Raw genomic sequence first — 24,458 nt, 5'->3', positions numbered from 1 at the left:
CGGCGGGGCACTACTCCGCGGGGACGAGGGCCCACTCCTGGAGGTCGTCGTCCCCACCGCCCTGGACGAGCGAGTCGCCGTTCTCCGTCCCCGTGGCGACCAGCGGTCGCCCGGTGGCGTCGTTGGTCAGGCGGATCACACCGTCGCTCACCTCTTCGACGGTCCAGCGCTGGTTGGCGTCGCCCGTGGAGGTGAGCTGGGTAACGAGGTCGGCGTTGTCGGCGCCGGACTGTCCCCCCACCTGCAGCACCTTCCCGGAGTGGCGAGCGGCGACCTCGACGGTTCCGTCATCGATCGGCTCGAAACGGAACTGCTGGTTGGGCTCACCGTGGGTGTCCCACAACACCAGATGCGCGTTGTTGTCGGTGGACACCCCGGACACGTCCATCGCCCGGTCGACCTCGGTGTTGCGCAGGACGTAGAAGACCTCCGGGTCGATCCCGGCGGGCAGCTCCTCGGGCTCTTCGTCCTCCGGCTCCTCGTCGTCGTCCTCGGAGTCGTCCTCGTCATCGGGTTCGTCGGTGTCGTCCGGTGGGCTGGGCGGAGCCGCCTGGTCGCGGGACTCGGCGGCGTGCGAGGACCCCCACTGCGTGCCGGCGAGATAGGAACCGGCGGTGACCAGGACCAGCAGGGCGACGACAACGGCGGTAACCCACAGCGGCGGTAGCCAGGCCGGGCGTGGGGTGAGGCGGGGCATGACTCTCCAACGGACGAAGATCGGGGGCGCCCCCATTGTGCACTGTCGCGGACGTAGGGGACAGAGGGCACGAATCCCGGGTGTCGCCCACTGGACCTAGACTTGGTTGCCGTGGCAGGTCGAATCCGGGACGAGGACATCGCGCTCGTCCGAGAGCAGACGCCCGTCGCCGACGTGCTGGGTGACTTCATCCAACTACGCAACGCGGGCGGCGGTTCCCTGAAGGGGCTGTGCCCGTTCCACGACGAGAAGTCCCCCTCCCTCAACGTGTCGCCGGCGCGTGGCCTCTGGCACTGCTTCGGCTGTCAGGAGGGTGGGGACGTCTTCACCTTCCTGCAGAAGATCGACCAGCTCAGCTTCGTGGAGGCCGTGGAGACGCTGGCGCACCGCGCCGGGATCCAACTGCGCTACACCGAGGGTGGCTACGTCCCCCGCAACGAGACGAGCCAGCGGCAGCGACTGCTCCAGGCCCACGAGGCCGCGGCGGCGTTCTACCAGCAACAGATCCGGTCACCCCAGGCCCGGATCGGGCGGGCCTTTCTGGAACAGCGCGGGTTCGCGGCCGAGCAGTACCAGGACTTCGGGGTTGGCTACGCGCCCGCGGGCTGGGAGGCCCTCACCACGCACCTACGCCAGCAGGGGTTCTCCGACGAGGAGATCATTCTCGGTGGCCTCGCCAGCCAGGGCAGACGCGGTCCCTACGACAAGTTCCGCAACCGCCTGGTGTGGCCGATCCGTGAGGCGTCGGGCGACGTGGTCGGGTTCGGGGCCCGGAAACTCGACGACTCCGAGGACGGTCCGAAGTACCTCAACACCCCGGAAACACCGATCTTCAAGAAGAGTCGACTCCTCTACGGAATCGACCGGGCCCGCCGCGACATCGCGCGCGAGCGGAACGTCGTCGTGGTCGAGGGCTACACCGACGTCATGGCATGTCACCTGTCGGGCGTCGTCACCGCGGTGGCCACCTGCGGGACCTCCTTCGGTGACGACCACGTGAAGGTGCTGCGCCGGTTGTTGCACTCGGGGTCGGGGGAGGGCGGCACCATCGTCTTCGCCTTCGACGGCGACGCGGCCGGCCAACGCGCGGCCGTCCGGTCGTTCGAGGCCGCTCAGGGCGCGTTCAAGCAGATCCGGATCGCCGTCCAACCAGACGGGTTGGATCCCTGTGACCTCCGGCTGAAGCGCGGCGACGCGGCGGTTCGCACTCAGATGGAGAACCACGGCCAGCTCAGCGACTTCGTCATTAACGCCAGAAGTGACGCCTACGACTTGGAATCCAGCGAGGGGCAACTGGCCGCCATCGACGCCGTCGCATCTGTGGTGACTGGGACGCGTGACCCCGACCAACGGAAACTGACCATCGATTACCTCGCGAAGCGGATCGGTGTGGCCGACACCGTGTTCATTGAGCGGCGGATCAGCCAAGCGGCCGCCAAGGCCCCGACCACCGAATCCGTGCCGACACTGGCGGAGCCCACCTCCCGTTCTCCCGCGCCCTACAACCCGCGCGATCCCTCGGTGCAGCGGGAACGGCAGGTGCTGAAGATCGCGGTGCAACATCCCGCCCTGGCGGTGGGCTTCGACGACTTCGAGGACGGGGTGTTCACCGACCCCCGCCACGAGACGGTGCGCAGGTTCATCCGCGAGCAGGGCGGGGTGGCCAACGCGCCGGATCCGATGGCGTGGGCGACGCGGCTGCGCGAGAACTCTCCCACCGAGGCGCGAGCCAAGTTCATCACTGCGCTCGGAACCGAAGAGCTGGAAATCGCCGGCGAGCTCGACGAGGCCACGGCCAGAGAGATCCTGGGCTCGGTGCGGATCCACGCCCTGAATCGACAGATCAACACACTGCGGACCCGCCTGGGCCGACTCGACCCCGAGAAGGACGCGGAGCCGTACGACCAGACCCAGCGCGAGATCATGGACCTGCAGCGGCGAAGGCGGATGCTACGCGAAGGAACGCTCGGGAGCACCTGACACGAGGGTGACAAAAGTAGGACTCTGTAAAACACGTCCCGAGCGGGCACACTATGAGTGTGGCACTCCCTGCGCCGCTCAGCCAGCAGCCACCAGCACAGCGGGTGGCTCAGCGGCTTGCTGGCACGGGGGCCGGAGCGGGGGAGAGCACCACCGTCTCGCCCGCGGACGTGGCCGAGGCCCTGGAGAGCCTCGACGTGGCGCCGGACTCCCTGGACGACGTCGTGCGCGACCTGGCGGCCTTGGGCATCGAGGTGGCGGAGCCGGCCGCGCCGGAACGGGTCAGCCCCGCGCGCGGCGGTGTCTCCGACCCCGTCCGCATCTACCTTCGTGAGATCGGCCAGGTACGGTTGCTGTCCGCCCAGGACGAGGTCGACCTGGCGAAGGCGATCGAGGCGGGCCTGTACGCCGGCCGACGCCTCGCCGGCGCCGTGCCGGAGCCGGCCGACGGCCGATCGGCCACCCGGCAGGAGTTGGAGACCCTCGTACGCCAGGGCGAGACCGCCAAACGCACGGTGATCGAGGCGAACCTTCGCCTGGTCGTCTCGATCGCCAAGCGCTACACGGGGCGCGGACTGTTGTTCCTGGACCTGATCCAGGAGGGGAACATCGGGTTGATCCGTGCCGTGGAGAAGTTCGACTACGCGCGGGGATTCAAGTTCTCCACCTACGCGACGTGGTGGATTCGCCAGGCCATCACCCGCGCGATCGCCGACCAGGCGCGAACGATCCGGGTTCCGGTGCACATGGTGGAGAGCATCAACCGCCTGATGCGCGTGCGTCGCCAACTGCACCAGGATCTCGGGCGCGAACCGGACCCGGACGAACTCTCGGCGGAGTTGGGGATGGACCGTTCGCGGGTCGAGGAGATCCAACGAATCGCCCAGGAGCCCGTCTCGTTGCACGCGCGGATCGGTGACGAGGAGTCCGACCTCGGCGACTTCATCGAGGACACCGACGCCGTGCTCCCTATCGAGGCCGCGTCGTTCATCATGTTGCAGGACCAGCTCGACGGACTGTTGCGCGGCCTCTCGGCGCGGGAGCAGCGCATCATCCAACTTCGTTTCGGGCTGCAGGACGGGCATCCCCGCACCCTGGAAGAGGTCGGTCAGGAATTCGGCGTCACCCGGGAACGGATTCGCCAGATCGAGGCGAAGACGCTCGCGAAACTTCGAAATCCCGCGCGTACGAAGATTCTGCGCGATTATCTCACCTGACGCGCCGGTGGGTTTTTCCCAGAGCCCATGTTCCGGCTGCGTGAACTGCGGGAACTTCCCCTGACGGGGTGAGCCGTGACAGATGACGTGTTTCGACGAGCTGGGGCGAACAGTCGGATTTCGCCAACCGTGTCGTGTTACCCGGGATCGGTGTTCGAAGGGCTAGGGTCGTAACTGATGTCCGAGACACGTTCCCGGCCCCGGCTGCCGAAACTCCGTGGCACGCGACTACCGATCGCCATCATCGTCGCCGTCGTTCTGGGCGCTCTGTTCTTCACCACGTTCGTCGTTATCGACATGCGGGCCTCGTCCCAGGATCACGACCGGGAACGGGTCGCGTACTTCGCCGACTGGAACGTGGCGAACCGCGGCTACACGATTCGCGAAATGGACGAGTCCGGAGCGGCGGAACGGCTGTCCACACTGCTGTGGGCGTTCGGTGACGTCAACACCGACGGCGAGTGCCACGTGATGGACCACCAGGCGTGGGAGCTGTACCAGCGTCGCTACGATTCGGACAACAGTGTCATCGGCCGGTCCGACACCTACGAGCAACCCCTCGCCGGGAGCGTGAACCAACTCCGTCTCCTGCGCGAGAAGTACCCGGACCTACGCGCGGGGATCTCACTGGGCGGGTGGAACCTCTCCCAGAACTTCTCGACCGCGGCGGCGACCGAGGAGTCGCGGCAGGCGTTCGTCTCTTCCTGTATCGACCTGTGGATCCGTGGCGACCTGCCCAAGCTTCCCGGTGAGCCCCAGGGCGGCGACGGTGTCGCTGAGGGCGTGTTCACCGGTATCGACCTGGACTGGGAGTGGCCCGCCGGCAACGGGCGCAGTGACAACATCACCAGCGAGGACGACAAGGAGAACTTCACCCTCCTCGCCCAGGAGTTCCGCCGCCAGCTCGACGACTACGCCCGAGAGACGGGACGAGAGGTCTTCCTGAGCGCCTCTCTCCCGCAGGACGAGGGACTCATGCGCGACGGGGTGGAGGAGGAGGTCTTCGACACCCTCGACTTCGCCATGATCCAGGGCTACGACATGAACGGCGCGTGGAGTTCGCGCGCGGCGCCGCACTCCCAGCTACACACCCCACGGGACGCCCCGGACGATCGCAGCGCGGCCAGTGCCGACGCCGCCGTGCGCCGCTACCTTGACCATGGTCTGGACCCGGAGAAACTGGTCCTCGGGTTCCCCGCGTTCGGCCGCGGCTGGGAGGGCGTCGGCTCCGAGAACGACGGCCGCTTCCAGCCCGCCTCGGGTGGGGCCCCCGGTACGTACGGCGAGCACACCCGGAGCTACGCCGACCTGAGCCGGTTCGAGGGCGAACGATTCCACGACGAGGCGAGCGGTGCCTCGTGGATCTACAACGGCTACGAGTGGTGGGCCTACGACAGTCCCGAGGTCATTCACCAGAAGGGCGCCTACGTCATCGACGAGGGCCTCGGGGGGCTGATGCAGTGGAACCTGGATCAGGACCCCGACGCCGAGCTGGTCCGGGCGATGGACGACTCCTTGGGCGGCTGACCGCGTTGGCTTGGTGGGTGGCGCCTGGGTGACCCGGTCAGAGCCCGGTCTGTTCGCGGAGGCGGGTGAGCGCCCGCTCGGCTTGGGTCCGCGTCTCGGCGTCGTGTGGGTCCAAGCCGGAGTCGAAGCGCATCCGCCACGTCACGCTCTCCGAGCCGGCACCGGGTGGGCGCCGGGCGGACAGTCGAACACCGAGAGTGCCCTCTCCCGCGGGGAGAGCGACGTGGCGTGAGGCGGCGATCGTGGCGGTCACCCGTTCCTGGACCACCTCGGGCAGGCGGCCGGGGTGGTCCATCGCCACAGTGTGGTCCGCGCCGGTGTCATCGGTGAAGCGCAGGCCGTCCTCGGTCCAGGACGCCTGGTCGACGTGTTCCCAGGCGACGCGGAGGTAGCCGTCCGGGCCCGGGACGTGCAGCGCCCACGTCGTCGCGACCACGACGTCGTCGCCCGTGGGGCCGTGCGCCAGTACCCGCTCCCCGGAACGCAGGGCCAACCGGTTCCGCGTCGCCGGGGGGAGTTTGTTCACCGAGCGAGGCAACCAACGCGTCACCGGTACGGTCCCGCGCCCGGTGTCCCCGACGCCCCGTTGGCCGCGGACGTGGCGACCACCTCCGCCTCCTCCTCGGCGGTGGGCCGTCGAAGGAAGTCCCGCACCGACGTCAGGGGAAGGTGTTCCCCGACGCGTTCCCCCACAGCGGAGAACCCGGCACTGACCCGGTTGGCCGCCTGCCGCGCGGTGGGACTCCCGGCGACGCGTTGGGTGGCGCGTACGATCTGTTCGTAACGGGTCCGGCCGGCCTTCGTCCCAAGGACGTAGCCGACGGCGAGCCCGGCGACGAAGGTGATCCGGTAGCGCATGGTGCTCCCTAGCCTGCGGATGGGTCCGTCAGCGCCCAGAGTACAGTCCACGCGACCGCGGTCCCGGTCCGGACAGGCCGGCGAACGGTTAGAACCACCTCCGCGAATGCGCTAACCTAGGTAAAGCCGCAGCGGGGAGCCTCCCGATCACGGCAGCGGTCCTGCGTAGCTCAATCGGCAGAGCAGCCGGCTGTTAACCGGCAGGTTACTGGTTCGAGTCCAGTCGCAGGAGCCATCCCAAAGCCAGACCTCCGGGTCTGGCTTTTTTGTCGGGACGCCGCGGGTGATGGCGCGTCCGAACACCGCGGTCAGCCAGCATGGTTGAGTCATCGGAGCATGGTTGCGTGCGTCCGGACTACGGATAGATCAGCTCGCCCACGTCCTGGGGAGATCCGTAGCGACCGCTCTCGGGCTCGAGGACCACGTGGTCCCGGGCGCAGTAGTAGAGCCCCTGCCACAGTTGGTAGGCGCGTCGCTGCTGCGCGAGGGCACGGCGGTGGGTCCGGCGTTCCCGCCAGCCCACGATCATGATCGCGATGCCGAGGAGGAAAAGGAGCGCCATGACCGTGGTCATCAGTCCCGCCGGTGGCCGCACTCCGTCGACGGCCCGCAACAGCATGGTCGCTCCCGTCACGAAGGTGACCATCGCGGCGACGAAGGCGACGATGGCCCGACCCCAGCTCGCCCAGCGCCCGGACAGGACCAACCCGGCGAAGCCCAGGGAGAGCGCGAAGGGGACACCGATAGCGACGGTGTTGAACACCGCGATGCCGACACCCTCGCTCCCCGCGCCCGCGGAGCCGGCGAAGAACACCACGATCCCCACCCGTCCGTAGGGGAGAGGCGCGGGCACGCGAGGGAAGGACAGTGCGGCCGCCAGTTCCGTCGACGACGTGGAGTGATAGGCGTGGTTGGTCCGCGTACTGAACTGATAGCCGTTCCAGCCGTAGGCACGGCCGTGGGAGACTCCGCCGCCGTGGCTGTGCTGTGTCCCCTGGGCGACGACCCCGGGAACGCTGACGAGCGAGTCGTTGGACCCACAAACGGGACACGTGCGCATGGGAGCTCCGTGGAGGTGAAACACCTGCGGTCACCGAAACTGTAACCGACCGATAGCTCACCCCCACGGAGTCGTGGCATAGTCGTCGGTTCGGCGCTACGCTCACACGCTCGGCAGGCCGGTGTAGTTCTCCGCGAGTTGGGTGGCGGCGGCGGTGGAGCCCGCGATGAAGTGCAGGTGGGACAACTGCAGCTTGTGGTCGAAGGGGTCCCGATCTCCGGCGCGGTGCAGCAGGGTCGTCATCCAGTACGAGAAGTGCTCCGCGCGCCACACGCGCCGTAGGGCGTCGGCGGAGTATGAGTTGAGGCCGGTCTCGTCGCCGGAGCCGAAGTACGCGGTCAGTGCCTCGCTGAGCAGGGTGACATCGCGCATCGCCAGGTTCAGGCCCTTGGCCCCGGTGGGCGGCACGATGTGGGCGGCGTCGCCGGCGAGGAACAGGCGTCCGTGCCGCATGGGCTCGGTGACGAAGCTCCGCATCGGGGTGATGGACTTGTCGGTGATGGTCCCTCGGGCGAGGGACCAGTCGCTGTCCCGCAGCGCGAACCGGGCGGAGAGTTCGTCCCAGATCTGCTCGTCGCTCCAGTTGTCCGCGCTGTCGTCGTTGGGGACCTGGAGGTAGAGCCGGCTCACCTCCGAGGACCGCATGCTGCCCAGAGCGAAGCCGCGCTCGTGGTTGGCGTAGATCAGTTCCTCGTAGGACGGCGGGACGTCGGCGAGGATGCCCAGCCAGCTAAAGGGATACACGCGGTCGTAGGTCTGGATGACGTCCTCGGGAAGGGCCTGCCGGCCGATGCCGTGGAACCCGTCGCAGGCGACGACGACGTCGCAGTCCAGGACCTCCTCGGTATCCCCCCGCAGGAAGCGGACGCGCGGCCGGTCCGTGGTCGCCCCCTCGATCGAGGTCGCCTTGGCACCGAACTCGATCGCGCCGCCGTCCGCCAACCGTTGGGCGATCAGGTCCTTCACGATCTCGGTCTGCGGCCAGATGACGACGTTACGACCGGTCAAGGCGGGAAAGTCGACCCGGAACCCGTGACCGTCGAAGCGCAGCTCGATACCGTCGTGGACGAACCCCTCGGCGTCCATCCGCCCCCCGAGCCCGGTCGCGCGCAGGACCTCGGCGACCCCGTGTTCGACCACACCGGCACGCTGGCGGTTCTGTACGTACTCGCGGTCCCGGCTCTCCAGGACGACCGACTCCACCCCAGCGCGATGGAGCAGGTGGGACAGCAGGAGACCGGCGGGGCCGGCGCCAATGATTCCAACACGGGTACGCACTCGGTTCTCCTTCGACGACGAGGATCAGGGGGAGGGGCGACTAGTCAGTCGGTCTCGTCCAGAATGGGCTGGGCCACCGCGAAGGCGCGGTTGGCCGCGGGGACACCGCAGTAGATGGCGGCCTGCATGAACACCTCGCGGATCTCGTCCCTACTGAGCCCGTTGCGCACAGCGGCCCGGACGTGCATGGCGAGCTCCTCCCAGTGCCCGAGGGCGGTGAGGGCGGTGAGCACCATGCAGCTACGGGTGCGGCGGTCGAGCCCGTCGCTGGTCCAGATCTCGCCCCAGGCGTACCGGGTGATCAGGTTCTGGAAGTCCTCGGTGAACTCGGTCTTCTTCGCCTCGGCACGGTCGACGTGGTCGGAGCCGAGAACCTCCCGGCGGACCCGCATGCCCGCCGCGTGTCGGTCCGCGTCCCCTGTGGTGGGGCCGTCGTTGGGGCTGTGACTCATGGTTTCTCCATAGGGGCGCGCTGACGCACTGACGGGTTCGACCGCGTCGGTGGACAGGTGTGATGGCTGGTCGCTGCCGTGGCGGTGGGCGCTCACCGGGCCGGGGTCTCCACCGCGGCAGGGTCACTCGAGCAGGTGGGACCGCAACAGCGCGTTCACCGTGCCGGCGGACTCCCAACTCGCCAGGTGGGCACCCGGGTCGACGGTCTCCAGGCGGGAGCCGGGGATCGCCTCGGCGATGGCGCGCAGGTGCGCGGGCGGGGTGGCGGGATCCTGCGCACCGGCGAGGACGAGGGTCGGTGCCGTGATCCTGGGGAGATCCGGCCGAAGGTCCATCGTCTCGATCGCGCGGCAGGACGCGGCGTACCCGGCGGGCGGCGTGGCGGCGATCATGTCGCGCATCCGTGCGACGGCCTCGGGGTGGGCCTTCGCGTAACCGTCGGTGAACCAACGGGTGACGACGGCGCCCGCCACGGCGTCGCTCGATCCGGCGGCGGTGACCGTCTCCGCCCGCTGCGCCCAGCCCTCCGGGGGCCCCAGGAGGGCGGAGGTGCACAGCAACACGAGCCGATCGACACGTTCGGGGGCGTGTGCGGCGGTCCACATTCCGGTCATCCCGCCCAGGGAGAGGCCGGCGACGTGGGCCCGTTCCACGTCGAGACGGTCCAGCAGCCGCAGGAGGTCGGCCCCGAAGTCGGCGATGGTGTAGGGGCCGACGGGGACGGGTGAGGCGCCGTGGCCACGAGCATCGTAGGTCACGACGCGCAGGTCGGCGGACAGGGCGTCCACCTGTGGTTGCCACATCGCCCGTGTACTGCCGAGCGACCCGCTCAGGACGAGCACGGGGGCGTTGGGCGGTCCCTCGACGGAGAAGTCCACATCGATGGCCGTCGCGTCGGACATGTCTACTCCTCGGTCCGCTGGTGGTGCCGAGCCAGGGCACGGTCGGTGAACGCGCCGGCGCTGCCCAGGTAACTCTCGGGTGCGAGCAGCGCGGTGATCTGTTGGTGCGTACGGTGGCCGCGCAGACGGTCGGCCAGGACCGCGGCCAGGTCGGCGCCGCGGTCCAGGGCGGTGGAACAGGCCTCGGTGACGAGCTCGTGGGCCGCCAGCCGCCCGAGTTCGGGCGTCAGGTCGCTGGTTACGTGCTCGGCGAGGAGCGCGCCCCCGGTGGCGTCGAGGTTGGCGCGCATCCGGGCGGCGTCGACGTGGAGACGCTCGACGCTGGTCCGAAGCCACGCGACGCCCGACCCGGTGCGCAGCAGCAGGTCCCGCAACGGGATCCACTCGCTGTGCCAGGCGCCGGCGGCCCGCTGGTGCTCCTGCTCAGAGGTGGCGAGAATCGTCGCCACGAGTCCCGGGGTCTGTTTGGTGTTGGCGAGGGTGGACACCGCTGCGACCGGGTTGCGTTTGTGCGGCAGGGTGGAGGAGCCACCGACCCCCGCCCCGGCGACCTCGGACAGCTCACCGACCTCGGTCTGGGCGAGGAGGGTGATGTCGCGGGCCGGTTTGCCCACCGCTCCCGCCAGTGTGGCCAGGGATCCAGCGATGTCGAGGACTCTCCCGCGGTCGGTGTGCCACGGCAGTACCGGTTCGATGAGCCCGGTCTCCTCGGCGAACGCCGCGGAGAGGGCGACGCCGTCGGTCCCGAGGGACGCGAGCGTGCCGGCCGCGCCGCCGAGCTGCGCCGCGCGACACCGGTCCTTGGTCGCTCGGAGGTTCGCGGCGGCCGAGCCGATGGCTTCCAGCCACCCGCCGACCACGACGCCGAACGTCGTCGGCAGGGCCTGCTGGAGCAGCGTTCGGCCCGCCATCGGGGTGTCCCGGTGGCGGGCGGCGAGGAGCGCGAGGTCCATGGCGAGGGTGTGGGCCTCTCCCAGGATCGCGTCGATCGCCCGGCACGTCACCAACATGGCCGCGGTGTCCATGATGTCCTGGCTGGTGGCACCGTAGTGGACGTATCGGGCGGCCGCGGCGTCCCGGGAGGCCACCGCCGTCGTGAGCTCCTTGACGAGAGGAATCACGGGGTTGCCACCGCCCGCCGCGGCCACGCCGATCGCCGCCGGGTCGACCTCGGCCACCTCGCACACCGCCTCGATCACACGCGCCACGGGGGCGTCGATCAGTCCGAGCCGGGACAGCGCGCGAGCGAGGGCCGCCTCACTGTCCAGCATGGCCCGTACCCAGGCGTCGTCGGTGACGGCGGCGACGACGTCGCCGCGAGCCAGCACGCCGCCGAACAGTCCCTCGGTCATCGTCGCGGTGTCCGTACCCTTCTCGCCGTGGTCCTCGAAAACTGCCGTGTACTCCGGCTCGCGCGGTGCAGGACGACGTGCCGGTCATCCGGGCTAGATGTCGAAGAACACCGTCTCACGCCCCGTTGGTCCACCCTGGATCCGGATATCGAAGGTGTACCCGTCGTCGGCCTTCGTCGCGACGAGGGTGGCGCGGGCGTCCTCCTCGGTGATCGCGGACAGTACCGGGTCGCTGGCGTTCGCCTCGACCTCCTCGGGGAAGTAGATCCGCGTCACCACGCGGTGCAGCATGCCGCGGGCGAACACCGAGACGTCGATGTGTGGTGCCTGTGGGCCCGCCGGGCCGGGCACCACACCCGGCTTGAGCGTGCGTACCGCGTACGCACCACCGTCACGGGTGTCGGAGCGGGCGAAGCCACGGAAGCCCGGATAGGTCATGGCCCCGCGTGGGTCGTCGGGATGGTTGAACCTGCCGTCGGGGTCGGCCTGCCAGGTCTCGATGAGGGCGTCCCGCACCGGCGTCCCCTCACCGTCGTAGACGGTTCCACGGATCCAGAAGGCGTTCGGAGCGTCCGCGTCGGCGGCGTAGGGCCCACCGTCCCAGGGAAGCCCGATGTGCAGGTAGGGGCCGACGGTCTGGGAGGGGGTGGTCTGCGAAGTCGCGCTCATGCCTCGTCGTCCTCGTCCTCGTCCTCGAACGGGGTCTGCTCGCGACCGCGCAGGACGATGTCCCACTCGTAGGCGAGCGCCCACTCTTCCTCGGTGTTCTCGTAGTCGAACCGTGCGACGAGTCGTTCCCGCGCGGCCGCGTCGGGAATCGAGTTCCACATCGGATCCTGGAAGAACAACGGATCCTGCGGGAAGTACATCTGGGTGACGAGCCGCTGGGTGAACGCCTGCCCGAACAAGGAGAAGTGGATGTGCGCGGGGCGCCAGGCGTTGGCGTGGTTCTTCCACGGGTAGATACCAGGCTGGATCGTGGTGAACCGGTACCGGCCGTCGGCGTCGGTGATGGTCCTCCCCGAGCCGCTGAAGTTCGGGTCGAGCGGCGAGGGCCACTGGTCACCGACGTGCCGATAGCGTCCCCCGGCGTTGGCCTGCCAGATTTCGACCAGAGTGTGGGGAACGGGCGAGCCGCCGGAGTCGCGGACCTGGCCGTGCACGATGATGCGCTGGCCGAGTGGTTCGCCCTCGTGCTGCCGGGTGAGGTCGTTGTCCAGCTCCCGGACGGCCGACTCGCCGTACACGGGATTGGTGACCTCGGTCAACATGTGGGGGAGCAGGACGAGTGGCTGCTTGGGATGCCGCAGGGACGTGCTGCGGTATCCGGGGTAGTCCAGTGGGGGGTGTGACCTGCCGTCGCGCTGGTAACCCGGTACCACGAGCCCGTTCGGGGTCCTGGTCGTACCAGCCGGCGACGGTGGGTGCTCCGGTGTCGCTGCCATGGGGGCCTCCTCGAAGGTTAGACGTGCAGAACGACGGCGAGTCCTTGGCCGACACCGATGCAGATCGCGGCGAGCCCCCACCCGCCGCCACGCCGGTGCAACTGGTGGGCGAGTGTGCCCAGCACCCGGGCCCCGGACGCCCCGAGCGGATGACCGATGGCGATCGCGCCCCCGTTGGGGTTCACGATGGCGGGGTCGAGGTCCGGCCAGTGCTTCAGGCAGGCCAACGACTGCGCGGCGAACGCCTCGTTGAGCTCGACGACCGCCAGGTCGTCCCAACCGATTCCCGCGCGGCGCAGGGCCATGTTCGCCGCCTCGACGGGGCCGATCCCGAAGACGTCGGGGTCTACCCCTGCCACGCCCCGGCTGACGATCCGGGCGAGGGGTTGTCTCCCGGTCGCCTTGACGGCGGACTCGTCGCCCAGGAGGAGCGCGGCGGCACCGTCGGTCAGGGGGGACGCGTTCCCGGCCGTGACCGTGCCCTCGGCGCGGAACGCCGGCTTCAGGGTCGCCAACTTCTCCATGGAGGTGTCCCGGATGCTCTCGTCCCGGGCGAGGTCCACCCCGGGGATCGCGACGACCTCCGCGTCGAAGGACTTGGCCGCCCACGCGGCGGCGGCCTTCTCCTGGCTGGCCAGGGCAAAGGCGTCCTGCTCCGCGCGGCCGATGCCGTTGAGCTCCGCGAGGTGCTCGGTGCTCTCCCCCAGGGAGATGGTCCACCGCTCGGGCATGCTCGGGTTCACCATTCGCCAGCCGAGGGTGGTGGAGTACATGGTGGCGTTCCCGGCGGGGAAGCCCTTGGGGGGCTTGGGCATGACCCAGGGGGCGCGACTCATCGACTCCACACCACCGGCGATCATGAGCGAGGCGTCGCCGACGGCGATCGCGCGGTTGGCCGCGATGGCGGCCTCCATCCCGGACCCGCAAAGCCGGTTCACCGTGGCTCCCGGCACGCTGGTGGGCAGCCCCGCCAGCAGGCCGGCCATCCGTGCGACGTCACGGTTGTCCTCTCCCGCGGCGTTCGCGTCTCCGAGCAGGATGTCGTCGATCGTCGCGGGGTCCAGGTCGGGAGAGCGGTCGACGAGCGCGCGGACCACGTGCGCGGCGAGGTCGTCGGGGCGTTCACCGGAAAGGGCACCGCCGTACTTGCCGAACGGGGTGCGTACCGCGTCGAGGATGAAGGTCTCTGTCATGGGGCTGCCCCTACTTGCCGGTGAGGACTCGCAGAACGGCGAGCTCCTCGTCGGACGGCGGTGTGGTCGTCGTCAGGTCGGGTGATACGGCGAGTTCCCAGCCGGTGGCCGCGCGTACGTCATCCACATCGATGCCGGGGTGCACCGTGACCAGCGTAAGCTCCCGGGTTTCGGGGTCGGGTTCCAGGACCCCGAGGTCGGTGATGACGCGTGTGGGGCCCGCGCCACGAAGTCCGAGCCGCTCTCGGTCGCCAGCTCCGTTCCCGAACCCGACGGACGTCACGAAGTCCACCTTCTCCACGAACGTGCGTCGGCTCTGGCGCACGATGACCATGACCTCACGGCAGTTCGCGGCGATCTCGGGTGCCCCGCCGGCTCCGGGGAGACGTACCTTCGGATCGGCGTAGTCGCCGATCACGGTGGTGTTGATGTTGCCGAACCTGTCCAGTTGTGCGGCGCCGAGGAAACCGACGTCGATGCGGCCCGGCTGCAGCCAGTAGTTGAAGACCTCCGGGACCGGGACGACTGTGTCGGCGGTCTCGGCGAGGATCCCGTCCCCGATGGACAGGGGGAGCGTCTCGGGCTTGGCGCCCAGCGTGCCCGACTCGTAGATCAGCCACAGGTCCGGCGCGTGCGTGCGACGGGCCAGGTTCGCGGCCGTGCTCGGCAGCCCGATTCCCACGAAGCACGCGGCGTCACCGACCAGCGCGCGGGAGGCGGTGACCGTCATGATCTCGTCGGAGGACCACTGGTTCTCTGTGCTCATGACGTTCCCTTCGCGTTTTCGCCGGCGGAGCCGAGGACCTCGGAGTCGAGCCACGCGGTGAAGGAGTCCCGGTCCCGTCCGATGGGATCCCACGCCTGGTACGCCTGGTTGTCCCGGGCGTAATAGCCGTGAGCATAGGACGGCGCGGCCCCGTTGGGCGCGACGGCGACGGCGGAGATGACCCGATGGGGGAGAATCGTCGCGCCGGGAACGGGCTCCAGCTCGTCGACGACCTCCTCGACCGTCACCAGCGCCCGCCGCGCCGCCAGCACGACCTCCTTCTGTACCCCGGTGATGCCCCACATCTGGACGTTGCCCGCACGGTCGGCGCGTTGCGCGTGCACGATGGCGACGTCGGGGTTCAGGGCCGGTACCGCGGTGAGGGACTCACCGGTGAAGGGGCAGGTGATCGGCTTGATGTTGGCGGTCTGGCCGACGAGGTCGGTGCCGACGTATCCGCGCAGGACCGCGAAGGGAATCCCGGACGCACCGGCGACGTAGCGGTTGGCCATACCCGCGTGGCTGTGTTCCTCGATCTCCAGCGGCCGGGGCCAGTTGTTCTGGATCGCGTCCCGGAAGCGGTGGAGGGAGCCGACTCCGGGGTTACCACCCCAGGAGAACACCAGCTTGGCGGCACATCCGGCGCCGATGAGCTGGTCGTAGACGATGTCCGGGGTCATCCGGACCAGCGTCAGGTCGCGCCGGCGCTGGCGGATGATCTCGTGTCCCGCAGCGACCGGAATGAGGTGGGTGAACCCCTCAAGCGCGACCGTGTCTCCGTCATGGACGAGCTCGCGGATCCCCTCGTCCAGCGCCACGATCATGTGCGCCCTCAACTTTCGTTCGAATACCGCATAGTTGTTCATAAAGCGAACATCAATGCACAGACATTAACCCGACCCGTCGCACTGGTCAAGAATCCGTGTGGTCCGGCACGGGAGACTCCCGCTCGGCCGCCGTAGGGCCGGCGGGTACAGGCAAGCCCCGGTTGGCGTGCCAACCGGGGCTTGATTCCCGCGCTCCGAACGCGGTCGTTGGAGACCGAGGTCGCGACCGCGCCCGGCGCGGATCGGTGTCGGTCACCCGCACGGTCCGCGCCGTCGGACCGTGGGCGGACGGCTACGGGGTCGGGGGCGCCGACGCCGTCGCGCGGTCGGTCACCCCCGGACCCGTGTCACCCCACCCTCACAGGGTGCGACCGCGGCTCGCGATCTCCAGGTCGGCCTCGAGGCGGGCGGTCATCGCGAGTAGCGGGGGAAGGAGGTCGCGTCGTATGTCCTCCACCGGGGTCCGATTGGCGTGGGCGGAGACGTTCGCCGCCGCGACCACGGTGCCGTCCCGGTCCCTAATCGGTGCCGCGACCGAACGCAGGCCCTCCTCCAGTTCTTGGTCGACGATCGCCCACCCCTGGCTGCGCACGCGGTCAAGCTCGGCGCGGAGTCGTCCGGGCGTGGTGATGGTGTGGGCGGTGAGGCGCTGCAGGGTCACGCGTTCCAGGTAGGCGTCCAGTTGGGCGGCGGACTTCCCGGCCAGCAGGACCCGCCCCATCGACGTCGCGTACGCGGGGAACCGCGTCCCCACGCTGATCGAGACGGCCATGATGCGCGAGGTGGGCACTCGTGCGATGTACACGACCTCGTCTCCGTCCAGTACGGAGACCGAGGACGACTCGCGCACCTCGCTGACGAGTCGCTCGAGATGGGGCTGGGCGACCTCCGGCAGTCCCGCGGAGGAGAGGTAGGCGTAGCCCAGCTCCAGAACCCGGGGGGTCAGGGCGAAGTTCCGCCCGTCGCTGCGCACGTATCCCAGGTCGGCGAGAGTGAGAAGGAAGCGGCGGGCGGCGGCGCGGGTCAGTCCGGTCTTGCGCGCGACTTCGCTGAGCGTCATCGACGTCTCGTCCGCGGAGAACGCCCGTACGACGGCGAGTCCACGTTCCAGTGACTGGACGAAGTGCGTACCGCGCGGTTCCTCCACGGTCATCCGTCGCTCCGGCCGCGATTCGGGGTGTTGCGCATGGCGCGATGCTCCTTCGCCTCGTCGGTTTGCCGTCATTGTTGCCGGTCGGGTCCGGGGGTGCAAAGCCCGGGTGTCCGGAACGCGTACACCTCAGTGTGCGCTGCTCGGCTGTCCAGGCGCGACGCCCCAAACGTCCGTAACAGCTTGGACATGGCCTCTTGACGGGGTAACCCCGGTCACTTAAGTTCGGTGCCAGAACAGATGTGCGTAAATCGCACTTAAGGTCCGATCGGTTTGCGTACCCGCGAACTGTCGCCGTTCTTTCTGACCAACGGCGACCTGTCGGACGGATTCCCTGTCATCGCCCCCCTGGAGAAGAATCACGATGCGTCGACGCATACTCGTACTGGGTAGCGCACTCGCTCTGGCGGCAACCTCGGCCTGCGGCGGAGGTGACGCGTCCGACGACGACGGAGAGCTTCGTGAGGTAACCGCCGGTGTCATCCCCATTGTGGACGTGGCGCCGCTTTATCTCGGAATGGAGCAGGGTTTCTTCGAAGAACGCGGCCTCGACCTCGAAATCCAACAAGCGCAGGGTGGAGCGGCACTCGTTCCCAGCGTTGTCAGCCAGGAGTTCGACTTCGGGTTCAGCAACGTCGTCTCGCTCATGATCAACGAGGAACTGCCGCTCCAGGCGTTCGCCAACGGAGTGGGAAGCAACGGCGAGATCGGGGCGGACTTCAGCGGCGTCTTCGTCCTCGACGACAGCCCCATCGAGAGCCTCTCCGACTTGGAAGGGGCCACGGTCGCCGCCAACACGCTGAACAACATCGGCGACACGACCGTGCGCCAGATCGTCCGCGACGACGGTGGGGATCCCTCCGAGGTCGAATTCGTGGAGATGCCGCTGGGCGACATGAACGCGAGCCTGGAGAACGAGCAGGTCGACGCGATCTGGGTGGTCGAGCCCTTCACCACCATGGCGGAGGAAGAGGGATTCCGTGAGATCGGCTCCAACTACGCCGGTACCCACCCGGAGCTCACCATCGCCGTGTACTTCGCCAACGAACAGTCCATCGCCGAGGATCCCGAGCTCTACGACGACCTGTCCGCAGCCCTCGCGGAGTCCCTCGAATACGCCGAGGAGAACCCGGACGAGGTGCGCGAGATCGTGCCCTCCTACACCGAGATCGACGAGAACTTGCTGCAGCGGGTGCGGCTGCCGAAGTGGCCGGCCGAGACCAACATGGAGTCCGTCGAGCTGATCGCGGACCTGATGCACGAGGACGGGCTCGTCGAGGACGAGGTCAACGTCGACGAGTTGTTCCGTTAACTCCCAGTGTTCCCCAGGAACCATCCCCCACGAGGAGTTCACAATGGGTCGACGGTCAGTCGCTCTCGCCGCGGCGGCGACACTGATGGTGTCCGCCGGTTGCGGGGGAAACGCCGCCGACGAGGACGGCGAGCGGACCGAGCTGCGTGTCGGGGTCCTGTCGATCACCGCGGTCGCGCCGATCTACCTGACTGAGGACCAAGGCTTCTTCGAGGACCGCGGGCTGGACGTGGAACCCTTCGTCACCATCGCCGGGTACTTCACGACCGAGGATTTCGCCGCCGACAACCCCGAGACCGCCGACGCGTTCACCGAGGCCCTGAACGAGGGGCTGGACTACGCCGCGGAGAACCCGGACGAGGTTCGGCGCATCCTTGGCACCTACACCGACATCGACGAGGATGTCGTCGAGGCGATGCGGCTGCCTCACTTCTTCACCGACATCGATGAGGAGGCCCTGGCGCACGTGGGGGGTCTCGCCACCGAGGACGGTCTCATCGACGACGAACCAAATCTCGACGAGCTGATTCGATGACAACACTCAAGGAGAGTTCCACGACGACCGGGGCCACGGGGCGCCTGCCCCATGGTCCCGGCGCCGTGCGACGGCGTTTCGCCGGGGCACGACGTGGCCTGTTGGGCGTCGTGGGGGCCGTCGCGTTCCTGGGCCTGTGGGAGGCGGTCCCGCGCCTTGACATCGTCTCGGCGCGATACCTTCCCCCAGCGACCGAGGTCCTGTCCACACTGGTCGAACGCGCCGCGACCCCCGAGTTCTGGGCGGCCGTGGCCGACACGCTCTACGGCTGGGGCCTCGGACTGGCGATCGCCTTCGTACTCGCCCTGGCGCTGGGGTTCGTGGTCGCGTCGGTTCCGCTGCTGCGACGCCTCACCACCTCGACCGTCGACTTCCTACGGCCCATCCCGTCCGTGGCCCTGATCCCCCTCGCGGTGCTGGTGTTCGGAACCGACATCCGTTCCACCCTGCTCCTCGTGGTCTACGCCGCGTTCTGGCTCATCTACATCCAGGTTCTCTACGGCGTGGCCGACGTCGACCCCGTGGCCGAGCAGACCGCGCGCTCCTACGGCCTGGGGAGGATCGCCCGCCTTCGCTACGTGGTGTGGCCGACCACCCTGCCGTTCCTGATGACCGGCGTCCGGCTGGGCGCGGCCGTCGCCCTCATCCTCGCCATCACGGCCCAACTGATCATCGGTAGCCCGGGCCTGGGATCGGAGATCGCTGTCGCGCAGTCCAGCGGCGCGGTCGCCCTCGTCTACGCGCTGGTCGTCGCCACGGGGGCCATCGGCGTCCTGGTCAACCTGGCGGTGCGCGCCGTGGAACGCTACCTGTTGCGGTGGCACACCTCAGTCCGTGGGGAGGCGGCCCAATGACCCGGTCCTCGCACGATTCCACCACCAAGAGGTCGCGGCGCGGACCCCGTCCCTGGCCGGCCCGGCTCGGGATCCGTCTAGTCGAGCTCCTCGGACTGCCCGCCGTTCTCATCCTGTTGTGGTGGTGGGCGAGCGTCACGAGCGACAACTACTACATGCCGACGCCGGACGTCATCGCGACGACCTTCGCCGACACGTGGTTCTCCGAGCGCGTCTTCCGCGACGTACTGCCCAGCCTCGGGCGCCTGCTCGCGGGCTTCGGGCTCGCCGCGGTCATCGGCGTGCTGTTGGGCGTACTGCTCGGTCTGAACCGGACCGCCCGAGCCCTCGCCGAGCCCGTCCTGGAGTTTCTCCGCGCCATCCCCCCACCGGTGCTCGTCCCGCTGATGATTCTCCTGGCGGGCATCGACAACGGAATGAAGATCCTGGTCATCATCTCCGGATGCGTCTGGCCGATCCTGCTGAACACCGTTGAGGGTGTGCGGGCGATCGACCAGGTGCTGTCGGACACCTGCCGTAGCTACGGCATCCGGGGTACGACCCGCATGCGTGTGCTCGTTCTTCGTTCGGCGAGTCCCCAGATCATGGCGGGTCTTCGCCTGGCCCTGGCCATCGCCATCATCCTGATGGTGATCAGCGAGATGTTCGCCAGTTCCAGTGGACTCGGTTTCACCATCGTCCAGTTCCAGCGCAGTTTCGCGATACCGGAGATGTGGTCCGGAATCGTGTTGCTGGGACTCATCGGCTTCACGGCCTCGGCGATCTTCATGATGATCGAACGACGAACGCTGCGCTGGTACACGGGGCTTCGTGCCGCCACCAGGGGAGAGTAGACAGTCCCATGGGACGTCTGGACTCCCCATGGACGCATCGAGACGGGAACTGCGCCAATGCTTGAAGTGACGGGATTGAGGAAGGTCTACGAGGGTGAGGGACGCGCCGTGGAGGCGGTGCGCGACCTCACCTTCCGGATCGGCGACGGAGAACTGGTGTGCCTGGTCGGTCCCTCCGGCTGTGGCAAGACCACGCTGCTGAAGTGCATCGGTGGGCTGCTCCCGCCCACGGACGGAACGGTCCGGGTCAACGACCGGCACGTCGCCGGCCCGCCGCCGGACATGGCCATCGTCTTCCAGGAGTACGGACGCAGCCTTTTCCCATGGATGACGGTGCGCGGCAACGTCGAGCTGCCCCTCAAGGAGAAGAAGCTGTCGCGCGACGAGCGCGACCGCCTGGTCAACGAGGCGCTGGACGCCGTGGGACTCTCCGACTTCACCACGTCCTACCCCTGGCAGCTCTCCGGCGGTATGCAGCAACGCGTGGCGATCGCCCGGGCGATCGCCTATCAGCCACGCGTCATGTTGATGGACGAACCCTTCGCCGCGGTCGACGCGCAGACCCGTGCCGACCTGGAGGACCTGATCCGGTCGATCTGGCGCACGCTCGGCGTGACCATCCTGTTCGTGACCCACGACATCGACGAGTCGGTCTACCTCGGTCAGCGCGTACTTGTGCTGTCCAAGTCTCCGACGGTGATCCAGGATGACATCACCGTCGACCTGCCGGACGAGCGTGACCAACTGTCGACCCGACAGGATCCCACGTTCACGGAGCTGCGAGCGCGGATCTACGCGGAGATCCAGCGCGCCAAGAACGGTGGTCCGACCGACATGGCTGTTACCGAGCACTGACGTGTAGTGAGGTAGGGGTGGAGGAAGCCGAGGCATGGTGACAGTGACCGACCAGGGCACACCCGGACGTACGGTTCGGGACGCGACGATGGACGTCTTCCGTGAGTACGGATTGGACACGATCTTCTCCAACCCCGGATCGACCGAGGTCCCGTTCCTGACGGACCTTCCCTCCGACCTGGAGTTCGTCCTTGGGCTGCACGAGGGCTCCGTCGTGGGGATGGCCACCGGGTGGGCGCTGGCGAACGAACGACCGGCGCTGGTGCTCCTGCACACCACGGCCGGTCTCGGCAACGCGGTGAGCGCCCTGGCGACCGCGCGGGTCAACCGTGCCCCACTCGTCGTCATCGTCGGGCAGCAGGACCGTCGGCACCTCGCGCTCGAGCCGTTCCTCGCCGGACGACTCGAGGGGCTCGCCGGGGATTACCCGGTGTGGGTGAACCATCCCGCCCGTGCCCAGGACGTCCCGGGCGCCGTCGCCCGCGCCTCGCATGAGGCCGCGCACGGCAAGGGTCCCGCGGTGGTCATCGTCCCGATGGACGACTGGTCGGAGCCCGCGGGCGACCCCGCGAACCACGCGGCGGCTCGTCGCGTGCTCCGCGGCGGGGACGCCGACCCCGCCGCGGTGGCCGCGGTGGCCGAGCTGCTGCGGGGTGCACGGACGCCCGCACTGGTCGTGGGCTCGGGCGCGGACTCCGAACCGTCATGGCGGGCACTGGTCGACCTGGCCGAGAAACTGCGCTGCCCCGTCTTCCAGGAGTGCTTCGGAGCGCGCGCCGGGTTCCCCCAGGACCATCCCCAGTTCGCCGGGTTCCTGCCCGCCGACCGTCCTCGGCTGCGCGCGCGACTGGAGCCCTACGACGCGGTGCTGTCGGTCGGGGCGCCGGTGTTCCGGCAGTACCCGTTCACCGAAGGACTCCTCTTCCCCCGCGATCTCCGGATCGCCGTGGTGTCGGAGGACCCGGAGGAGGTCCACCGAAGTCCCGCCGAGCTGGGGGTGCACGCCTCGATTGCCGCCTTCGTCAACGCCCTGGTCACCGAAGTCGACCCGCGACCCGATCGGGACCTCCCCGGCCCCCGTGCCACGGAGCACCCCGAGGCCCCGGGGCCGACCGAGCCGTTGCGCGCCGCCCACGTGTTGAGCGCCCTCGCCCAGCGCGCCGCCGAGGACACGGTGTTCGTCGAGGAGACGCCGTCCAGCCGGCCCGATATGCACCAACTCCTGCCGGCGCGTCGCCCGATGGGCTTCCTCTCCGCGGCGATGGGCGGCCTCGGCTTCGCGCTCCCCGCGGCCACCGGTGTGCGCATGGCCAGTCCGAGACGCCCCGTGATCGCCGTGGTCGGGGACGGCTCGGCCCTCTACCAGGTGCAGGCGCTGTGGAGCGCGGCCCGGTACCAGGTCGGTGTGCTCTTCATCGTCCTGGCCAACGGGCGCTACGCCGTCATGGACCGGCTCGCCGACCATCATGGCGGCAAGCCGGCTTGGCCGGCCTTCGAGGACGTCTCGTTGAGCGGTCTCGCACGGTCGTTGGGCTGCGCCACCCGCGAGATCTCCGACCACACCACACTCCTCGAGACGCTCGACGAGGTCCTCCCGAGCCTCGCAGACCGGAGCGAACCCCTCCTGTTGGACGTCGCGGTCACACCCGACCTGACATTTCAGCCGTGAACCGGCCCGGCCCGGTCCCGCGTACGCGCCGCTGAGGTGGCGCGGGGCAACGGGGGGACACGGTCACCGATCGAGCCACCGACACAGGCGATCAGGAGAGAACCCATGAGCTTTCTGAACATCGACGAACTGACCGGGAAGATCTTCACCGGCCAGTGGACGAGGGCGCACGGGGGAGACGCCCCGATCGTCAACCCGTCCTCGGGCGCGGAGGTCGGCCGTGCCGGCAGCTCCAACGGACAGGACGTCGCCGAGGCCGCGGCCCGGGCGGCCGAGGCACAGAAGGGGTGGGCCGCGCTGCCGTTCGTCGAACGGGCCGCCATCCTGCACCGGGCCGGACGCGTCATCGAGGACAACGGTGCCGAGATCATCGACTGGTTCAAGCAGGAGGCCGGGGCCGCCGCGGGTATGGCCGGCTTCAACGTGCACGTCGGGGGCGCGGAATGCTTCGAGGCGGCGGCTCTCGCCTCCCAGCCCTATGGCGAGATCCTGCGCTCGGAGAAGCCACGGCTCAGTTTCTCCCGCCAGATCCCGGTCGGGGTGGTCGGTGTGATCTCACCGTTCAACGCCCCGCTCATCCTGGGGATCCGGTCGGTGGCTCCGGCCCTGGCGCTGGGCAACGCGGTGATCCTCAAGCCTGACCCGCGTACCGCCATCTGCGGCGGCGCGGTGATCGCGGAGGCGTTCCGCCAAGCGGGCCTCCCCGAGGGGGTCCTGCAGGTCCTCCCCGGTGGTGTCGAGGCCGGTCAACAGCTCGTCGCCGACCCCAACGTTCCCGTGATCGCCTTCACCGGCTCCACGGCCGCCGGTCGTAAGATCGCGGAGGCCGCGAGCACCCACCTCAAGCGCACGCACCTCGAGCTCGGTGGCAACTCACCACTCATCGTCCTGGACGATGTCGATATCGACGCCGCCGCCGAGAACGGCGCGTGGTCGGCGTTCCTGCACCAGGGCCAGATCTGCATGATCGCCGGCCGCCACATCGTGCACGAGTCCGTCGCCGACGAGTACGTCGCCAAGCTCTCCCAGAAGGCGAAGGGCCTCCCGGTCGGCGATCCCCTCCAGAGGGAGGTCGCCCTCGGCCCGATCATCGACGCGGCCCAACGCGACAAGATCCACGGACTGGTGACCTCGAGCGTCTCGGGCGGCGCGACGCTCGCCGCGGGCGGCACCTATGACGACCTGTTCTACCGGCCGACGGTTCTCGACCACGTGACGCAGGAGACCCCCGCCTACAACACCGAGGTGTTCGGGCCGGTCGCCTCCGTGATCCGGTTCTCCTCGGTGGACGAGCTCGCCGCCATCGCCGCGAACAGCGAGTACGGCCTGTCCCTCGGAATCCTCACCCGAAACCCGATGCGTGGTCTGGAGATCGCCGACCGCATCCCCTCCGGGATCGTCCACATCAACGACCAGACAGTCGACGACGAAGCGGTCGCCCCGTTCGGCGGCGTGGCCGCGTCGGGTAACGGGTCACGGGTGGGCGGACGCGCCAACCTGGAGGCGTTCACCGAGACGCAGTGGGTCACCATGCAGGCCGAGCCCGCGCGCTACCCGTTCTAGACACAGACGGACCTCCGTGGGCGCGTCGGCCCGGGACATCAGTCTCGGGCCGGCCTCCGCACCCCGCCATGACGGTGCGGGGACCGCGGACGGCGAAATCCTCGCGGTCGGGAGCTTGCCTCCCGTCCACGA

The 24,458-nt window shown here is 68.9% G+C and carries 23 protein-coding genes, 1 tRNA gene and 1 pseudogene; 11 read left to right on the top strand and 14 right to left on the bottom strand.

The window, feature by feature from the left end; all coding sequences use genetic code 11:
* Nucleotides 1-10: 10 nt before the first annotated feature.
* A complete protein-coding gene (locus J4H86_RS07550; protein WP_236542793.1) occupies nucleotides 11-697 on the bottom strand; it encodes an RICIN domain-containing protein in 687 nt (228 codons plus the stop codon).
* A gap of 111 nt (nucleotides 698-808) precedes the next feature.
* Here J4H86_RS07550 and dnaG point away from each other — a divergent pair, with 111 nt between their 5' ends.
* From dnaG to J4H86_RS07535, 3 genes are all read left to right on the top strand, one after another.
* Nucleotides 809-2,677, top strand: coding sequence for a DNA primase (gene dnaG, locus J4H86_RS07545; RefSeq protein WP_236542792.1), 1,869 nt, complete (start codon nucleotides 809-811; stop codon nucleotides 2,675-2,677).
* Between the two features lie 59 nt (nucleotides 2,678-2,736).
* A complete protein-coding gene (gene rpoD, locus J4H86_RS07540) occupies nucleotides 2,737-3,894 on the top strand; it encodes an RNA polymerase sigma factor RpoD (protein ID WP_236542791.1) in 1,158 nt (385 codons plus the stop codon).
* Between the two features lie 177 nt (nucleotides 3,895-4,071).
* Entirely contained in the window at nucleotides 4,072-5,421 is a 1,350-nt protein-coding gene (locus tag J4H86_RS07535) for a glycoside hydrolase family 18 protein (protein WP_236542790.1), read from the top strand.
* Between the two features lie 37 nt (nucleotides 5,422-5,458).
* Here J4H86_RS07535 and J4H86_RS07530 read toward each other — a convergent pair whose 3' ends face one another.
* Both J4H86_RS07530 and J4H86_RS07525 read right to left on the bottom strand, forming a co-directional pair.
* A complete protein-coding gene (locus J4H86_RS07530) occupies nucleotides 5,459-5,947 on the bottom strand; it encodes a hypothetical protein (protein ID WP_236542789.1) in 489 nt (162 codons plus the stop codon).
* A 20-nt stretch (nucleotides 5,948-5,967) separates the two neighbouring features.
* Nucleotides 5,968-6,279, bottom strand: coding sequence for a hypothetical protein (locus J4H86_RS07525; protein ID WP_236542788.1), 312 nt, complete (start codon nucleotides 6,277-6,279; stop codon nucleotides 5,968-5,970).
* Between the two features lie 159 nt (nucleotides 6,280-6,438).
* On the opposite strand from J4H86_RS07525, the gene J4H86_RS07520 reads away from it, so the two are divergent.
* Nucleotides 6,439-6,514 (top strand) — tRNA-Asn (locus J4H86_RS07520).
* A 120-nt stretch (nucleotides 6,515-6,634) separates the two neighbouring features.
* Here the strand turns inward: J4H86_RS07520 and J4H86_RS07515 are convergent.
* From J4H86_RS07515 to J4H86_RS07465, 11 genes and pseudogenes are all read right to left on the bottom strand, one after another.
* Nucleotides 6,635-7,339 carry a hypothetical protein gene (locus J4H86_RS07515; RefSeq protein ID WP_236542787.1) on the bottom strand — a complete coding sequence of 235 codons (705 nt, stop codon included), beginning with the start codon at nucleotides 7,337-7,339 and terminating at the stop codon, nucleotides 6,635-6,637.
* Between the two features lie 102 nt (nucleotides 7,340-7,441).
* Complete coding sequence (locus J4H86_RS07510) at nucleotides 7,442-8,617, bottom strand: 4-hydroxybenzoate 3-monooxygenase (RefSeq protein ID WP_236542786.1); 1,176 nt, start codon at nucleotides 8,615-8,617, stop codon at nucleotides 7,442-7,444.
* Nucleotides 8,618-8,661: 44 nt separating this feature from the next.
* Nucleotides 8,662-9,030 (bottom strand): annotated as a pseudogene (pcaC, locus tag J4H86_RS07505) (4-carboxymuconolactone decarboxylase); the annotation flags it as partial.
* Nucleotides 9,031-9,192: 162 nt separating this feature from the next.
* Nucleotides 9,193-9,972 carry a 3-oxoadipate enol-lactonase gene (pcaD, locus tag J4H86_RS07500; RefSeq protein WP_236542785.1) on the bottom strand — a complete coding sequence of 260 codons (780 nt, stop codon included), beginning with the start codon at nucleotides 9,970-9,972 and terminating at the stop codon, nucleotides 9,193-9,195.
* A 2-nt stretch (nucleotides 9,973-9,974) separates the two neighbouring features.
* Nucleotides 9,975-11,324: a 3-carboxy-cis,cis-muconate cycloisomerase gene (pcaB, locus tag J4H86_RS07495; RefSeq protein ID WP_236542784.1), complete on the bottom strand. Its 1,350-nt coding sequence runs from the start codon at nucleotides 11,322-11,324 to the stop codon at nucleotides 9,975-9,977.
* A gap of 93 nt (nucleotides 11,325-11,417) precedes the next feature.
* A complete protein-coding gene (gene pcaG / locus J4H86_RS07490; RefSeq protein ID WP_236542783.1) occupies nucleotides 11,418-11,993 on the bottom strand; it encodes a protocatechuate 3,4-dioxygenase subunit alpha in 576 nt (191 codons plus the stop codon).
* A complete protein-coding gene (gene pcaH / locus J4H86_RS07485) occupies nucleotides 11,990-12,769 on the bottom strand; it encodes a protocatechuate 3,4-dioxygenase subunit beta (protein WP_236542782.1) in 780 nt (259 codons plus the stop codon). Before pcaH ends, pcaG begins: the two co-directional genes overlap by 4 nt.
* 17 nt (nucleotides 12,770-12,786) lie before the next feature.
* Complete coding sequence (locus J4H86_RS07480) at nucleotides 12,787-13,962, bottom strand: thiolase family protein (RefSeq protein ID WP_236542781.1); 1,176 nt, start codon at nucleotides 13,960-13,962, stop codon at nucleotides 12,787-12,789.
* 10 nt (nucleotides 13,963-13,972) lie between these two features.
* Complete coding sequence (locus J4H86_RS07475; protein WP_236542780.1) at nucleotides 13,973-14,728, bottom strand: CoA-transferase subunit beta; 756 nt, start codon at nucleotides 14,726-14,728, stop codon at nucleotides 13,973-13,975.
* Entirely contained in the window at nucleotides 14,725-15,552 is an 828-nt protein-coding gene (locus J4H86_RS07470; RefSeq protein WP_236542779.1) for a CoA transferase subunit A, read from the bottom strand. The genes J4H86_RS07475 and J4H86_RS07470 overlap by 4 nt, the downstream gene beginning before the upstream one ends.
* 361 nt (nucleotides 15,553-15,913) lie before the next feature.
* Nucleotides 15,914-16,708, bottom strand: coding sequence for an IclR family transcriptional regulator domain-containing protein (locus J4H86_RS07465; protein ID WP_236542778.1), 795 nt, complete (start codon nucleotides 16,706-16,708; stop codon nucleotides 15,914-15,916).
* Between the two features lie 361 nt (nucleotides 16,709-17,069).
* Here J4H86_RS07465 and J4H86_RS07460 point away from each other — a divergent pair, with 361 nt between their 5' ends.
* The 7 genes from J4H86_RS07460 to J4H86_RS07430 all read left to right on the top strand — a co-directional run bounded on the left by J4H86_RS07460 (nucleotide 17,070) and on the right by J4H86_RS07430 (nucleotide 24,326).
* Nucleotides 17,070-18,017 carry an ABC transporter substrate-binding protein gene (locus J4H86_RS07460; protein ID WP_236542777.1) on the top strand — a complete coding sequence of 316 codons (948 nt, stop codon included), beginning with the start codon at nucleotides 17,070-17,072 and terminating at the stop codon, nucleotides 18,015-18,017.
* A gap of 43 nt (nucleotides 18,018-18,060) precedes the next feature.
* Entirely contained in the window at nucleotides 18,061-18,552 is a 492-nt protein-coding gene (locus J4H86_RS07455; protein WP_236542776.1) for an ABC transporter substrate-binding protein, read from the top strand.
* Complete coding sequence (locus J4H86_RS07450; protein WP_236542775.1) at nucleotides 18,549-19,406, top strand: ABC transporter permease; 858 nt, start codon at nucleotides 18,549-18,551, stop codon at nucleotides 19,404-19,406. The genes J4H86_RS07455 and J4H86_RS07450 overlap by 4 nt, the downstream gene beginning before the upstream one ends.
* A complete protein-coding gene (locus J4H86_RS07445; RefSeq protein ID WP_236542774.1) occupies nucleotides 19,403-20,239 on the top strand; it encodes an ABC transporter permease in 837 nt (278 codons plus the stop codon). The genes J4H86_RS07450 and J4H86_RS07445 overlap by 4 nt, the downstream gene beginning before the upstream one ends.
* A gap of 57 nt (nucleotides 20,240-20,296) precedes the next feature.
* Nucleotides 20,297-21,094: an ABC transporter ATP-binding protein gene (locus tag J4H86_RS07440; RefSeq protein WP_236542773.1), complete on the top strand. Its 798-nt coding sequence runs from the start codon at nucleotides 20,297-20,299 to the stop codon at nucleotides 21,092-21,094.
* Between the two features lie 34 nt (nucleotides 21,095-21,128).
* A complete protein-coding gene (locus J4H86_RS07435) occupies nucleotides 21,129-22,763 on the top strand; it encodes a thiamine pyrophosphate-dependent enzyme (RefSeq protein ID WP_236542772.1) in 1,635 nt (544 codons plus the stop codon).
* Nucleotides 22,764-22,868: 105 nt separating this feature from the next.
* A complete protein-coding gene (locus tag J4H86_RS07430; protein WP_236542771.1) occupies nucleotides 22,869-24,326 on the top strand; it encodes a benzaldehyde dehydrogenase in 1,458 nt (485 codons plus the stop codon).
* The last annotated feature ends 132 nt before the right edge of the window (nucleotides 24,327-24,458 follow it).

It is taken from the genome of Spiractinospora alimapuensis (assembly GCF_018437505.1).
Lineage (GTDB): Bacteria > Actinomycetota > Actinomycetes > Streptosporangiales > Streptosporangiaceae > Spiractinospora > Spiractinospora alimapuensis.
Note: the sequence above shows the minus strand (reverse complement) of the source record. Positions and strands in the feature narration are given on the sequence as shown.

Coding starts and splice junctions, on each gene's coding strand:
- J4H86_RS07440 (WP_236542773.1), top strand. CDS start 20,297: ATGCTTGAAGTGACGGGATTGAGGAAGGTCTACGAGGGTGAGGGACGC.
- J4H86_RS07515 (WP_236542787.1), bottom strand. CDS start 7,339: ATGCGCACGTGTCCCGTTTGTGGGTCCAACGACTCGCTCGTCAGCGTT.
- J4H86_RS07430 (WP_236542771.1), top strand. CDS start 22,869: ATGAGCTTTCTGAACATCGACGAACTGACCGGGAAGATCTTCACCGGC.
- J4H86_RS07450 (WP_236542775.1), top strand. CDS start 18,549: ATGACAACACTCAAGGAGAGTTCCACGACGACCGGGGCCACGGGGCGC.
- J4H86_RS07470 (WP_236542779.1), bottom strand. CDS start 15,552: ATGATCGTGGCGCTGGACGAGGGGATCCGCGAGCTCGTCCATGACGGA.
- J4H86_RS07475 (WP_236542780.1), bottom strand. CDS start 14,728: ATGAGCACAGAGAACCAGTGGTCCTCCGACGAGATCATGACGGTCACC.
- pcaG (WP_236542783.1), bottom strand. CDS start 11,993: ATGAGCGCGACTTCGCAGACCACCCCCTCCCAGACCGTCGGCCCCTAC.
- pcaH (WP_236542782.1), bottom strand. CDS start 12,769: ATGGCAGCGACACCGGAGCACCCACCGTCGCCGGCTGGTACGACCAGG.
- J4H86_RS07480 (WP_236542781.1), bottom strand. CDS start 13,962: ATGACAGAGACCTTCATCCTCGACGCGGTACGCACCCCGTTCGGCAAG.
- pcaD (WP_236542785.1), bottom strand. CDS start 9,972: ATGTCCGACGCGACGGCCATCGATGTGGACTTCTCCGTCGAGGGACCG.
- pcaB (WP_236542784.1), bottom strand. CDS start 11,324: ATGACCGAGGGACTGTTCGGCGGCGTGCTGGCTCGCGGCGACGTCGTC.
- J4H86_RS07435 (WP_236542772.1), top strand. CDS start 21,129: ATGGTGACAGTGACCGACCAGGGCACACCCGGACGTACGGTTCGGGAC.
- J4H86_RS07535 (WP_236542790.1), top strand. CDS start 4,072: ATGTCCGAGACACGTTCCCGGCCCCGGCTGCCGAAACTCCGTGGCACG.
- J4H86_RS07455 (WP_236542776.1), top strand. CDS start 18,061: ATGGGTCGACGGTCAGTCGCTCTCGCCGCGGCGGCGACACTGATGGTG.
- J4H86_RS07460 (WP_236542777.1), top strand. CDS start 17,070: ATGCGTCGACGCATACTCGTACTGGGTAGCGCACTCGCTCTGGCGGCA.
- J4H86_RS07465 (WP_236542778.1), bottom strand. CDS start 16,708: ATGACCGTGGAGGAACCGCGCGGTACGCACTTCGTCCAGTCACTGGAA.
- J4H86_RS07550 (WP_236542793.1), bottom strand. CDS start 697: ATGCCCCGCCTCACCCCACGCCCGGCCTGGCTACCGCCGCTGTGGGTT.
- J4H86_RS07445 (WP_236542774.1), top strand. CDS start 19,403: ATGACCCGGTCCTCGCACGATTCCACCACCAAGAGGTCGCGGCGCGGA.
- J4H86_RS07525 (WP_236542788.1), bottom strand. CDS start 6,279: ATGCGCTACCGGATCACCTTCGTCGCCGGGCTCGCCGTCGGCTACGTC.